Annotated in this window: 12 protein-coding genes; 4 read left to right on the top strand and 8 right to left on the bottom strand. The window is 40.7% G+C overall.

Features of this window, described 5'->3' with window-relative positions; translation table 11 throughout:
- Positions 1 to 225: 225 nt before the first annotated feature.
- Together V7L07_RS00410 and V7L07_RS00405 are read right to left on the bottom strand one after the other, a co-directional pair.
- Positions 226 to 1,086 (bottom strand): hypothetical protein, encoded by an 861-nt coding sequence (locus V7L07_RS00410; protein WP_335054020.1) that lies wholly within the window; start codon positions 1,084 to 1,086, stop codon positions 226 to 228.
- A 252-nt stretch (positions 1,087 to 1,338) separates the two neighbouring features.
- A complete protein-coding gene (locus tag V7L07_RS00405; protein WP_335054018.1) occupies positions 1,339 to 2,169 on the bottom strand; it encodes a PIG-L deacetylase family protein in 831 nt (276 codons plus the stop codon).
- A gap of 994 nt (positions 2,170 to 3,163) precedes the next feature.
- Here V7L07_RS00405 and V7L07_RS00400 point away from each other — a divergent pair.
- On the top strand, positions 3,164 to 3,691 hold the full coding sequence (locus tag V7L07_RS00400) for a GNAT family N-acetyltransferase (RefSeq protein WP_335054016.1): 528 nt from the start codon (positions 3,164 to 3,166) through the stop codon (positions 3,689 to 3,691).
- 173 nt (positions 3,692 to 3,864) lie between these two features.
- Here V7L07_RS00400 and V7L07_RS00395 read toward each other — a convergent pair whose 3' ends face one another.
- Positions 3,865 to 5,736, bottom strand: coding sequence for a DUF1565 domain-containing protein (locus tag V7L07_RS00395; protein WP_335054014.1), 1,872 nt, complete (start codon positions 5,734 to 5,736; stop codon positions 3,865 to 3,867).
- A gap of 422 nt (positions 5,737 to 6,158) precedes the next feature.
- Here V7L07_RS00395 and V7L07_RS00390 point away from each other — a divergent pair, with 422 nt between their 5' ends.
- The gene (locus V7L07_RS00390) at positions 6,159 to 7,274 is read left to right on the top strand and encodes a thiamine phosphate synthase (protein ID WP_335054012.1); all 1,116 of its coding nucleotides are present in this window, start codon (positions 6,159 to 6,161) and stop codon (positions 7,272 to 7,274) included.
- A gap of 96 nt (positions 7,275 to 7,370) precedes the next feature.
- A complete protein-coding gene (gene thiS, locus V7L07_RS00385; RefSeq protein WP_335054022.1) occupies positions 7,371 to 7,583 on the top strand; it encodes a sulfur carrier protein ThiS in 213 nt (70 codons plus the stop codon).
- On the opposite strand, the gene blaOXA is transcribed toward thiS, so the two are convergent.
- Positions 7,580 to 8,434, bottom strand: coding sequence for a class D beta-lactamase (blaOXA, locus tag V7L07_RS00380; RefSeq protein WP_335054010.1), 855 nt, complete (start codon positions 8,432 to 8,434; stop codon positions 7,580 to 7,582). The two genes, thiS and blaOXA, sit on opposite strands and share 4 nt — an antisense overlap.
- A gap of 353 nt (positions 8,435 to 8,787) precedes the next feature.
- Between blaOXA and V7L07_RS00375 the strand changes: the two genes are divergently transcribed.
- Positions 8,788 to 9,219 carry a hypothetical protein gene (locus V7L07_RS00375; RefSeq protein ID WP_335054008.1) on the top strand — a complete coding sequence of 144 codons (432 nt, stop codon included), beginning with the start codon at positions 8,788 to 8,790 and terminating at the stop codon, positions 9,217 to 9,219.
- Positions 9,220 to 9,544: 325 nt separating this feature from the next.
- Here the strand turns inward: V7L07_RS00375 and V7L07_RS00370 are convergent, their stop codons facing one another.
- The 4 genes from V7L07_RS00370 to V7L07_RS00355 all read right to left on the bottom strand — a co-directional run bounded on the left by V7L07_RS00370 (position 9,545) and on the right by V7L07_RS00355 (position 12,921).
- Entirely contained in the window at positions 9,545 to 9,916 is a 372-nt protein-coding gene (locus V7L07_RS00370; protein ID WP_335054006.1) for a hypothetical protein, read from the bottom strand.
- Positions 9,917 to 9,942: 26 nt separating this feature from the next.
- The gene (locus V7L07_RS00365) at positions 9,943 to 11,145 is read right to left on the bottom strand and encodes a glycosyltransferase family 4 protein (protein ID WP_335054004.1); all 1,203 of its coding nucleotides are present in this window, start codon (positions 11,143 to 11,145) and stop codon (positions 9,943 to 9,945) included.
- 10 nt (positions 11,146 to 11,155) lie between these two features.
- The gene (locus V7L07_RS00360; protein WP_335054002.1) at positions 11,156 to 12,145 is read right to left on the bottom strand and encodes a GDP-mannose 4,6-dehydratase; all 990 of its coding nucleotides are present in this window, start codon (positions 12,143 to 12,145) and stop codon (positions 11,156 to 11,158) included.
- A 332-nt stretch (positions 12,146 to 12,477) separates the two neighbouring features.
- Entirely contained in the window at positions 12,478 to 12,921 is a 444-nt protein-coding gene (locus tag V7L07_RS00355) for an ATP-binding protein (protein WP_335054000.1), read from the bottom strand.
- Positions 12,922 to 13,226 lie beyond the last annotated feature (305 nt).

Genomic DNA, 13,226 nt, shown 5'->3' with positions numbered 1-13,226 from the left:
TGTTGATCCCCCCTAACCCCCCTTAAGAAGGGGGGAACCGGAGTCAAAGTCCCCCTTTTTAAGGGGGATTTAGGGGGATCTGAACGTTTTGCTACCGGGAAGTAGACTTTTCAAACAACCTCTTAGAGGATGTTTGAAAAGTTTTGGGCGAATATAATGAGACTGTTGGTCAATTCTCTCTCTTGTTTGACCCCTCTTTTCTCAAGTCTTGTGAGAAATCCGGGTTTAGAGCTTTTCTTCGTGCCATTCGACTCTGTACTTTATTGCTCTATAAAGATGCATTATAGCTTTGCTAAGTTTAAAGACAATTTTACTCAGGATAGAGCGTTTAGGATGTGCAATTCTTTCGTATTCTTCAAAAAGAGTCAACGTTTCATCTATGTTTGACTGTCCCTTTTGAATTTTAATCAGTTCGGTTTTGTTATTAAAAAAGGAAATGCCTGACATTTGGCTCCATCTCACTGGCAGCCCTGCTTTATAGGCAGCTAGACCTATGGCATTACCTTCGCCTTCATAAACTCCATTTAGCTCAAAATATTTGGCAAGGATTGACCATGTTTCTAAAAACTCAATTTCTTTTCCTGCTGACTTAGTAACAGAAAACAAATATTCATGGACAAAGGTAACATTTTCCCATTCTGGCTCTGAATTGAAAAATTGTGCTGCTTTTTTAATTACTTCAATCTCTTTAGAAAAATTTTTGTTAGTTGTTCCCAAAGCTTTGGCAAATTTTTTCGACATATCCATACAAGCCCTAGCACTTATCCCTGGCTCTAAAAGCCATTCTATATCTTCTGGCACTGGTGCCAAGATTCGCATATCTGAATCAATGAATATACATGAATTAAATAGAGATAATGCCTTAATAATAGCAAATCTTTTATCGTGATAACACTTTACACCCTGCTGCTGATGCTGAAATGCTAAAACTTGAGGATATTTGCTAAACTCTTGAGGGTGATCGGTGAGAATTATAAAAGCAGTATTAGGTGAATATAGTTCGAGGTCTTTTGCTAATAAACCAGCTAGTGTCCGATACACTTTACCTAATGCTAAAGTACAAAAGCAGAATTGTGTTTGACTCATATTTGGAGGATTGGAGAGTAAAATATTGAGAAGATAGAAGGACTCAATTAGTTAATACAACGGATTGCTTATTAGTAAGGTACTAATACTTTTTGGTTCAACCTAACAATCCTGGTTAACTGACAAAAGTCTGATAAAAAAAGGATAAATAAGGGGTAAAGGTGAATTCAAATCCTTTTTATTTCCGTCTTAATTGAGAAGTATTGAGTGAGGTACAGAATTTGAGTCTACAAGCTAGATAAAAAGCTTTTTTTACTCCTGACCGGAGTCTGATTTGAAAAAAACCTCATAAGGCAAGAAAAACCGCCAGAGGAAACCAGGGGGAAGTACGGCACTCGATTCAGCATCTATAGGTAAATATTGAGAACGGTAAGTTTCAATAGCCTGCTTTTTCTTAGATTGCACTTGATGAATTGCAACTCGATGAGCGCCTACCAATTCATCAAATTTCAGATTGCTAAACAATAAAGACTTCCAAAGCAACCAGATAGCATATTGCCACAGTTCTACTTTCACTTCTGCTTTAGCAATAGCAGCCTTAACCAATTGATAAGTAATTTCATGATCTGGACTGCGATCCTGTTTGTGAGTAACGTACACCTCTTGTGGTTGAAAACTACCTAATAATTGGGCCATTTCTTCAATGGTTTGCTTTTGTTCCGTTTCTGTCATTTTGGATAATGCGCCATCACATTTATCAAGAAAGTGAATATCTGTTGATTCCACCCCTAAAATTTTCAAAGCTGCTAGCGCTTCTTCTCTACGGATTTGAACAATTTCTGAACGGGTAATCTTGGTATGACCTCGATGAGAACCTCCACCATCTGTAACAAAAACAACTTTAATTGGTATCCCTTGTTCACGCTTGAGTGCAATTATACCCCCACAACCTAGTGCTTCATCATCTTGGTGAGGAGAAAATACAATTACTGATTTCTGGTTAATATTTAGTAGTTGACTACCTTGATACAGGAGCCAGTAGAACTGTAGTTTAATCAATAGTTCTCGAAATTTGTAATTCAACAACCACCACTTATTATGCAGACCTAACTTTAAGCGGTGAAGAAGAAATTTTATTTTCATAGCATCATATATGATTTGAAACTTCGGAAATTTATCGTAAATTAAAGGGTTTAAGAACCTGCAATCTACATGTAGCACCCATTTCAGTCGGGGTTTGTCTTGAGAAATCGCTCCACTTGGGCAAAGCCCAAGACCGCGTTTCTCGCTAAATCCCCATCTGAAATTTCTTTAATTTTGAATTTTGAATTGTTAATAGCAGGATGGTATAAATATTTTCTTGCAGAAGTATCGCCCAACTGCTATCTAGCATCTGGATTGAATGAGAAAAATTAATTGCTCTTTGATTTCTGACTTTGATCGTATTTCAATATTTAATTAAATGTATGTCAATCTGATGTCTTTTTCATAATACTTGTATGACTTTAAGAACTACGTATATTTGCTAATGGGGCGACGAAATAAGGTGAAAAGGGCAGTCCTGATCAAACAAGTTTCACAGCCTTGAATGAAAGAATGACTGGGGACTGGGGACTGGGGACTGGGAACTGGGAACTAGTATTTTTACTCAGCACTCAGCACTTTCAAGTCAGAAGGTTTGCTCTTGCAGTGTAGGCTTCAGACAGGAGAAATGCGATTTTGTGAGGTAGGTATACTAAAAACGGATGATTGCTAGACTTTTGCCCAGGCAAAAATCTTTGTATATCAATACTTCTGGCGATTTTAAAACTAAAGCTGCAACCCGTCTTTAGTATAAGCAGGGGAGGCAGGGAGCAAGCCCAACACTCTGCGACAAGCATTGCGGAACATAGGTTGAATCCCAATTATTTTCTATCCCCCTTGCTCCCCGCTCCTTGCTCCCCTGCCTCTTTTTCAAGTTGGTTGGTCGCCGCTCAACCGGAATGTTAGCCTGCTCAAGTTATCGGTTGGGCAGTACTTTAAATTTGTCAGTTGAGGGTTTAGAATTTGAATGGAGTTTGAGCGATCGCACAATTTAACAGTTTAATCGAGTTGTCAGTCTACTGTTCACAAGTTGGCGCTTTAGTCAGAGTTACTGATGATTGTAAGGGAAGCAACTCACAGCGATGTACCGGCTATTTCAAGGATTCATGTAGATACTTGGCGAACGACCTATCGAGGCATCGTGCCAGATGAACATTTGGCGAATCTATCTTATGAGCGGAGAGCAAATGGTTGGTATAAAATTTTTAACCATGCTCCAGAGGATAGCAACTTTACTTACGTTGCTGAGGAAGAACCTGGTGAGATTGTCGGTTTTGTGAACGGAGGAGTGGAGCGCACAGGTGATCCTGTGTATAAAGGCGAGTTGATGGCAATCTACATCCTACAAAATCATCAAGGCAAAGGAATTGGACGTTGTTTAGCACAGGCAGTTGCTCTAAGGCTCCATCTATTGGGCATCAATTCCATGCTGGTATGGGTTTTGGGCGATAATCCCGCGTGTCAATTTTATGCTGCACTTGGAGGCAGTCCAGTTTATGAAAAAGAGCTTGAAATTGGTGGAAAACCTTTAATTGAAGTGGCTTATGGTTGGATGGATACCAAAAGTCTCAGATGCACTTGAGCAACCCAACAATCGCGTTGCACACCGACCGTATCAAGTTACACGATTGGGCTATAAGGCAATACGGTTCAGTTAAGGCTAGCACTCTTTGTCAAAGTCGTTTTTATTTAACGTAGATGCTGAGGTAATGCTGAAATGCCTCCTCATCCTGGGGGTTTGATATCGTTGTCTAATTAATTCAATGGCTCCATAATGGCTCTTAAACCATTGCTAGAGAGTGTTTTGAGCATTTCTTTGGCGTTATATTCACTGCTAAATACTCCTGCCTGCATAACTTTTTGACCTTCCCAAACTGTGGGAAATGCACCAGGAACAAGCGATCGCACTAAATCTTTATCCCTATCAGTTGCTAGTGGCACTACTACGCGATAACGTACACCAACTTGTGTTGCAGAGTTACCACGATATGGAATACTTGCAGAACTTGTTTGCAGATTGCGAGTATTAGCAATGGGGATATTGTTGTTAGGAAGTGGTAAAAGTGCAGAAGCATCTGGGACAGCAGTTTCCAGTATTGGTGATGGCTGCTGTATTTGATTCCTCATACTTGGTACTGGTGACTGTGCAACTGAATTAGATGGATACTCAGGGGCAGTAAACTCAATCATATTAGGATCAATCCGCACATAATTTAACTGTGGTGTATTAGGTGGCTGTGCAACTTGAGTGTTAGTTGGCAGTCTACCTGACAAGCTGCTAGGAGTAGGAAATCCGGCGACTTTTGAGGTGGGTGGTTGTTGATTGGATCTAGGGGTGGAAAGTGATAGATTAGCTGGCACTAATGGCAGTAGTTGACTATTTAATTGTGTAGAAACAGGATTATTTGCCGAAATGTTGTTGCTGTTTTGCCTATTAGTAGTTTCAGAGATTTCGGGAGCCGAAAAGCTGATTTCATTGGTTGCTGGTATTTCTCGTAAGACATTATTGGCAGCAGGTTGAGAATTTTGGGTTGCTAGTGCTGTTGTACCGTTAATATCCACCTTGCCACTGATGCGATCGCTCACAAGGTTGTTACCAGCAGCAGAAATTACCTGTTTAGCAGCGCTGGCGTTAATGTCGTAGCGGCCGTTATTTTGAAATGTATTACCCCCTGGTTCCGATGCACTACCCAAATCTGGCATTGCTTGAGCGATCGCAACTAAACCATCTTCTTTATTATCTTGAATAGAATTATTCCGCAAAATCGGGCGGGCATTTGCCTGTACTACAATCCCCGATCTATTATTCTGAATTTGATTGCCAATAACTACAGGAGCAGAATTTTGGGCAATATTAATCCCAAAACCTGTTTGGTGAAAGACATTTTCTTTCACTTGGGGACTGGAGTTACCAGCAATTGTGATGCCATTGGCTCCATTGCGATCGAAGTAATTCTTACTAATGGTGGGTGTAGCATTACCACTGACAGAAATCCCATCTTGAGTACTGCCAGTAAATGTATTTTCTGCAACTACCGGATTGCTAGATTCAATCCATAAACCGTAACCCCGGCGATTGGGGTTCGTCACTGTCACCCCAGTGAGCAAGACTTGGTTTGCCCCGACAATTGTGACATTTTGACCGGCAAAGCTCCGACTCAGATAATCACCGCCTCCTTGAATAATAATGTCCTTACCTTGATTGCTAGGGTTGCCTTGAATTGAAACACCCGGTTTCAGAATTAAGGGAAATTCCTCTCCTGTCTCGGCGCTATAAGTACCCGTGGAAAGCATAATTACAGTATTGGCATTAGCTAATCGCAAGGCTTGGGTAATAGTTTTTACAGGAGCGGATTCGCTGCCATTGCCTGCCTTGTCATCTCCGATGCTAGGGTTGACAAACAGCACGTTATGGGAAAGTGTTTTGTCACCTAGAGGTGCTGAATCTGGTGTCAATGGAATTGCGAGCGCGCAACTCAGGAACGCCAAACTTGCTGCTCCCAGACTGACGGTAAATAATAATACTAAAAAACTAAAGAATAAAAGCCTTGCTGATTTCAGAAACCTCAGCTTTGCAATTAGAACATCTACTCTACGGTACTTATCAAACACATAAGGGAGAATCATATTTAACACGACTCCTTAGAAGTAATCATAAATTCTTATACTCTTATAGAGTATTATGTCGATAATATTACTCATATATTGACCAATTGGCGATATTTCATACATAGTAATAAATGCTCATCAGATATCTCCAAAAATTAATTAAGTATTACCCAAAATTTTTTGTAGGCACAATTCATGAATTGTGCCTACATTCTTTTTCACTCAATATATCTATTGTGGATTTTCTGGTGTATACCTCTTCCCGGTTCTTTGTAAGCTTGTCGGTAAAATACTTGACTAAACTTAGTGCAAAACTGTAGCCTCAAACTACCGTTATCACTGTCTATAGGAACATGGGATAATTTACCATAACCCTCACTACTACGTTGTTTTGCGTAGATTCAGCAAAAATCTAGTAAAAAAAAGCAAATTAATTAACTATGGTTACTAGGGCTTATGATAATTCACACTTTGATGAAAGCACTAATGGGGTTGTTGTAATGGTCGAGCCATACAGCCAAAAAGAGCAAATACAGCAAGTTGTTTACCGCATTTTAGATGCCAATTTAGACCGCGCTCGTGAGGGCTTGCGAATTATTGAGGAATGGTGTCGGTTTGGGTTGAATAATGCCCAGTTAGCTCTTGAATGCAAGCGCTTGCGACAAGAGGTAGCCAAGTGGCATACCTCCGAACTACGGGCAGCGCGAGATACACCAGGCGATCTGGGGACTGAGTTAACCCATCCTCAGGAAGAACAACGAGCTAGTATCAAATCGGTATTGCAAGCTAACTTTTGTCGGATAGAAGAAGCATTGAGGGTGTTGGAAGAATACAGCAAGCTTTATCAGCCAAATATGGCTAAAGCTTGTAAGCAGATGCGCTATCAAGTTTATACCCTAGAAAGTAGTTTAATGGGTCATCAGCGCCATCAATTGCTATGGCGATCGCATTTGTATCTTGTTACTTCCCCTAGTGAAAGTTTGTTGAACAATGTCGAGGCTGCACTCAAAGGCGGATTAACGCTTCTACAGTACCGCGACAAAACCGCCGATGATTCTTTGCGTCTGGAACAGGCGAGAAAATTACGGCAGTTATGCCACATCTACGGCGCTTTGTTCATTGTTAACGATCGCGTTGATCTAGCTTTAGCTGTCGATGCCGATGGAGTGCATCTGGGACAACAAGATATGCCTATTACCATTGCTCGGCAATTACTGGGTTCGCAACGTTTGATAGGTCGCTCTACCACAAACAAAGAAGAAATGCAAGCAGCAATTGCTGAAGGCGTAGATTATATTGGCGTGGGGCCAGTTTATGAAACTCCCACAAAAGTAGGTAAGGCAGCAACAGGGCTAGAATATGTCAGTTATGCCGCCAAAAATTGCTCAATTCCCTGGTTTGCGATTGGGGGAATAGATGCCAATAATATCAATGATGTGATCGATGCTGGAGCTGAACGTGTAGCGGTAGTGCGATCGCTCATGCAGGCTGAACAGCCTACCCTCGTGACACAATATTTACTCTCCCAACTCAATCGCATTAAACCAGAACTTTAAAAGAGTCATTGGTCATTTGTCATTTGTCATTTGCCCAAAGTGAGTAACCAATACCCAATTTTCAATGCCCAATGCCCAATGCCCCACACATACATTATGTCTAATGAGATTACGATTCAGATAAATGGGGAAACCCATACCTGTTCGTTTCAAACTTCTTTACCCGACTTACTCCAACAGTTGGGTTTTAATCCCCGTTTGGTGGCTGTGGAGTATAACGGCGAAATTTTACACCGCCAGTTTTGGACACAAACAAAAGTGCAACCAGGCGATCGCTTAGAAGTGGTAACTATTGTTGGGGGTGGTTAGTTGATTTGAGCCAGCAAACCCAAATCCTTAAGGCTACGTCGTGTAATCTCGATGCGGGCAGGTGCATCTTCTGATTTTTGCATATCAAGGGTTGTGGCGAAAAAGTAGACGTTTTTGTTTTGCTCTAAATAACCCACGAACCAACCAACATTTGGTTTAGTACTTGTTAACCATCCTGTCTTTCCTCGCAGTATGTAGTCTGGAGTTTGTTCGCGTATCATAATGTCTTTGACAAGATTTATTGTCCGTTGAGAGAAAGGCAAATCGCCTTGATACAACCGTTGCAAAAACTTAATTTGCTCTTTGGGTGTAATTTGCAATAGCTGCTGTTGTAGCCAAAAACGATCAATGTCTGCGGCGCTGCCAATTTGACGGTTCCCGTAACCTACTTTATTAATAAATTGCTGCATCCTTTCATATCCAGCTCTACGTGCCAGTACTTGGTAGAACCAAACAGTTGAATCTTTAAAGGCTTGACGTAAATTTGTATCATGATTCCAGGCATCAATTTCTCGGTGAATTCCATCCCAAGTGAGAACCGCTACATCATCAAGGACTACACCTGTTTCTAGCGCTACCAACGCGTTAAAAATTTTGAATGTCGAAGCTGGAGTGAGCGCAGTTGCATTACGTTGAGGATTGTGTTCATAGATGCGGTTGTTTTTTGAGTCGTAAATCAAGATTGAGCCTTCACGCCCGATTTCTTGAAAGTGTCGCCCGAAATTTGGCGCTTTAACAGCAGGACGTTCAGATGAGGTTGGAGCCGGTTGAGCCAGAACATACATTGCCCCAAAGGTAGTCACACTCAATACAGCAACACATCCAATGACCATAAACACAAGAGATTGCATTCGACACTTTGCATAATGCCAAAGGAATTACTTTATGTTGAACCAGATATTTTTCATTGCACATTTAATCACATTACAAGCGAGATTGTACAACTTAGACCATCAATCAAATACATCCCACATCTAGTCTGTTGATCGCAAACTCATCTTGTTATTTTCCAGACATTAATTAATTGTAGAAACTTTGCAATGCAACGTCTCTATAAAGACATACATCAAATCTTCATAAATAAATCTTAACTGAATGGTATTACTTTATACGGCAGCTTTTGGAACTAAGACATATTGCTATCGTCTACTAGATTAATATAACAATATTGATTGCTCTAAAAAAATCTAGAGCATTAATTAAAATGAAAACCCTTAGGCTACTTGCAATTATTCCTACAGCTTTGGCGATGAGTTTGGTTTTCACTGAGGCTAATTTGGCACAGACACCAACAATCCAAATTAATCGGAATCTCCAACCAGATCCACTGGTTTTGAATGGAAAGTCTGGGGGAACTGTCAAAAGTAATTGTGGCAATATTACCACTGAACCTAATCAAGTTATCCAAGTTACAGAGTCACTACCTTATTTGCGATTAACAGCGGAAAGTCAAGGAAAGGCAACGCTGCTGATCGACGGGCCAGGGGGACGCTTTTGTGTGCTGCCAGATAGTTACTCTGGAGGTAAGTCAGAACTTTCTGGTTACTGGCAGACAGGAAAATACTTGCTATATGTAGGTGAACTATCCCAACGAGAGTATAACTACACTCTCTCAATCTCGCAAAAAAAGAAATAGTCATTAGTCATTGGTCAATAGCATTATTGGCAGGTTAAACTCATATACAATTTTTTTGGTCGAAAACGGGGGTAGAAAACACAATTTTTGGTGAGGCGATGCTTACGGTGGACTACGCCTACGCTTTGTCTTGAAATGCATCCCTGACTATTCCCCGATTCCCAAAAAAAGTTACTAAAAAAGTTATTTTAATACTTTATTTCGAGTTTGTTATCAGCATAAATACTAATTGACAAAAGTCACTTTATCTTTATAAATAAGCAATTAGTCACTAGTAACTTGACTAATGACTAATAACTAATGACCAATGACTAATGACTAATAACTAATCTTCCAGTGATTTGGCTGGAACTTCAACAGCAGTGACATCAATCGTGCCTTCTGGTGTGAAGCGTTGAAAGTGACTATCTCGTACTAACAGTAACTCCCCACAGTTAGGACATTGCAACTGACTGTTATTTAAACCTGTAAATTCATATTCACAGATGGGACACTGATCGGCAACCAAGTTGCGTTGCAGCCACCAACGAAAGCCAAAAAAAGCCACAATAGGTGCCAACAATAGCAACCCGAAAATAATTAGCAATGAATTGACCAACCAACCCAAGCCCACTGATGCTAGCAACCAAACAATTGCCAGCAGGGTGAGCCAAGGGCGGAGATTTAAAAGATTCAATTGAAATGACTTAAAGCTCATTTTTTAAATTTCGTCCTGCTCTCCTTCTAGGATAGCGATTTTAGTCGTTTGTCATTAGTAATTACTGATAATAGAAGTATTTTTTGCAAGTGTTGTTGGAAAGCATCTATGCCAAACAGAGCGATCGCCTGTTCTCTTAGCCAATCTCCATCACATCGCTGGTCATTCCCTTGCAGCATTTCTATACAAGCTGTTGCTACGGCATTAGGACTGCGGTGTGGTACTCGCCATCCTAGTTTACCATCCTGTAAAGGATCAGCAGACCCATCGTCGTCACCGGATAATACAGGTACTCCACAAGCCATTGCTTCCAGATAAACAATGCCAAAGCCTTCTTGTGAAGGCATAATATAGGCATCAGCAAGGCGGTAATGTTCCATTAATTCTTCTGTGGCAACGAAACCAGCAAATATAACGCGATCGCTTACACCTAAGTCTTTTGCTAGCTGTGCTAGTCGTGGTTGGTCATCACCGCGACCAATTACTAAATATTTCACTTCTGGGAAAACTTGAGTGATTTGTGGTAATGCCCGAATCGTGACATCTACACCCTTGTAAATATCTCCTGACCATAACCGCGCTACTGTCATTAAGACTTTAGCACCAGTTAAACTATACTTTTGGATTAATTCTGGCTGCTTGGAACCAGGAGTAAATTTGTCCCCATCAATTGCACAAGGCATCATCTGTACCATTTTCGGGTTTAGACTATTAGCAGCACAAGCGCGATCGCGGCTGTAGCGACTAATTGTCCAAATTCCAACTGCTGATGTCAGGGCGCGACGTTCTTGATTTTTCAGTGGTTCCCAGACTTCTTTACCGTAAGTAAGTACGGTATAAGGAATCCCCAACGGCTGGCAAAGAGTTTGTACTAATACTGCTAAGTTGATATGACCGCAAAAAACTTGCTGTGGACGGCTTTGTAGTAGACACTTCAGTAAAGCTGCTGCCATTTGCAATCTCCCCAAATAGGGGGACTGGTTTTTAAAGTAATGAAATTTTAAGTTCTCGTCTTCAAACGGATTTAAGCTATCAGGACTATCTCGCAGCAAAAATACTTCTGCCTTGTAGGTTTGGCTCAATCCCAAATAGGCACGAAAAATATCTTTTATATATGATTGAATACCACCTTCGTGGGCAAAAATTTCTAAGAACACGAAGACATGGTTAGTTTTTTTGTTAATTTTATCGCCTAACTTGAGGTTTTCTGTCACTGTAGTGATCTGCATGTTAGGTTATTTACACTCGCGGTAAGGGCGCGATTGCACCACTTTGTAACCTTTCTAAATCTGTTTTAACCATTTTTTCTAAAAGTTCCTCAAAACTGACTTGGGGTTCCCAGCCGAGGTTTCTTTTAGCTTTACTGGGGTTAGCTACTAGTTGAAAATGCTCATCTTGTCGCAACAAACTAGTATTTAATACTATATGCTGTGTCCAATCCAATCCGACAGACTCAAAGGCTGTAGCAACTAAATCTCTAACACTGTGTAGTTTACCAGTGCCAATCACATATTCTTCTGGCTCGTCAACTTGCAACATTAGCCACATTGCTTCTGCGTAATCTCCCGCAAATCCCCAATCGCGTTTGGCATCCAGATTACCCATTTCTAAGGTGTCAGTTAAACCCAATTTAATTGATGCAGCCGCTAGAGAAACTTTGCGTGTAACAAACTGAGGTGCGCGTAGAGGAGACTCGTGATTATATAAAATTCCACTACAGGCAAATAGTCCATAGCGCTGTCTGTGATGCACCATCGTCCAGTGGGCGTGCATCTTAGCCGCAGCATAGGGATTTTTGGGACGAAAAGGAGTTTCTTCGTCTTGAGGCGAAATAAATACATCGCCAAACATTTCTGAACTACTAGCTTGATAAAATCTAGTAGACAAACCAACCTTTCGTACTGCTTCCAAGAGTCTGGTAGCTGTACCAGTGATCAAATCCAAGGTTCCCAATGGATCGTTCCAGGAGTCGGGTACAAAACTGGGAGCCGCCAAATTGTAAATTTCTTGGGGACGTAGTTGTTCAACTGCGGTCAACAGTGCCGCACCATCCCGCAAATCAACTGTAAAAATTTCTACCTGATTTGCCAGTGTTCCCAGTTTTGTCAAATTAGGTTGTCGATGCGGGGGTACTAATCCGACAACTCGATAACCACGATTAAGGAGCAAATGGCTGAGATAGTAGCCATCTTGACCAGTAATTCCTGTAATTAGGGCTGTCTTAGTCATATTTTGTCCCCTATTCTCATCTATCTCTTTAAGCACTAAATGGCATTTGTTGGAGAACAAAATTAAGACTCTCAACACTGCTGACAAATCCTAACAAAGAAGCTAGTGTAACTCGAATGCTGTCTTTACTGTCTTCACTAATTCTTTTTATACAAATATATCACTTGGAATTTTAAAAAGAATATAGCAACTAAGTGATTTTACGTAAAAAATATATTATTTATTCAAATTAAAAAAGGAGTATGATTTTGTCAATCAAATAACCATGTATTTGATCTAGAGACTAGAAGCCTACACTGATGTTTTCTGCGGAATGGTGCAGCGTAAGTAGTTTACTTTTGTGCTTCTACAGAGTATTTGACGATGAGCAGGCAATTTCTACCATCTAGACCACGTTCATATACAACACGGTCAGCCAAACGCCTCAGGAGAAACCATCCATACCCACCTACTTGTAGAGTACCTGGGGCTGGTTCTGCGATCGCATCAGGATCGAAAGGTTTTCCATAATCCCAAATTCTAATCTCTAATCGGTCAATCCACAGATAAACTTTAATCTCAATAGTTGTTTCTGGGGGTAAAGCATGATGAGCGTGACGAACAGCGTTGGTAAAGCCTTCTGCTAATGCTAAATTGAGGCGATCAAGTTGGGTTTTTGACCAGCCAAGTTGAGATAAGTGTTGCAGACAAAATTTCTCAAACCATTCTTGCACCTGGTTTAAGAGCCTGAGTTCGCTCTTAACCATCAGATGCTCTTGCTGCACTATGCTAAACATTAACTGTGACTTGAATGTAAGTAAACCCAAGCTGCTAGTTATTAAATTTTGCGCTATCCGCAAAATTTCTCTGACATAAAAAAATCTAAATTTATATATGATATTTACCAAAATACAAAACATGAAAGATTTTGGCATTCTGAGGGTTGTAACTAGAAACTTATTTTAAGTTAATTCTTTTTGAAAAAGGGATTGGGGATTAGGGACTGGGGACTGAGAAAATTGTTCGCGGATTCAGACCACTACCCAAGTTTTGTTCGCGGAGCGTTCGCACCAGAAGAAAACTCTTCCCAGTCCCCAGTCCC

Origin of the sequence: Nostoc sp. (genome assembly GCF_036916985.1) — a bacterium.
Classification (GTDB): domain Bacteria; phylum Cyanobacteriota; class Cyanobacteriia; order Cyanobacteriales; family Nostocaceae; genus Nostoc.
Note: the sequence above shows the minus strand (reverse complement) of the source record. Positions and strands in the feature narration are given on the sequence as shown.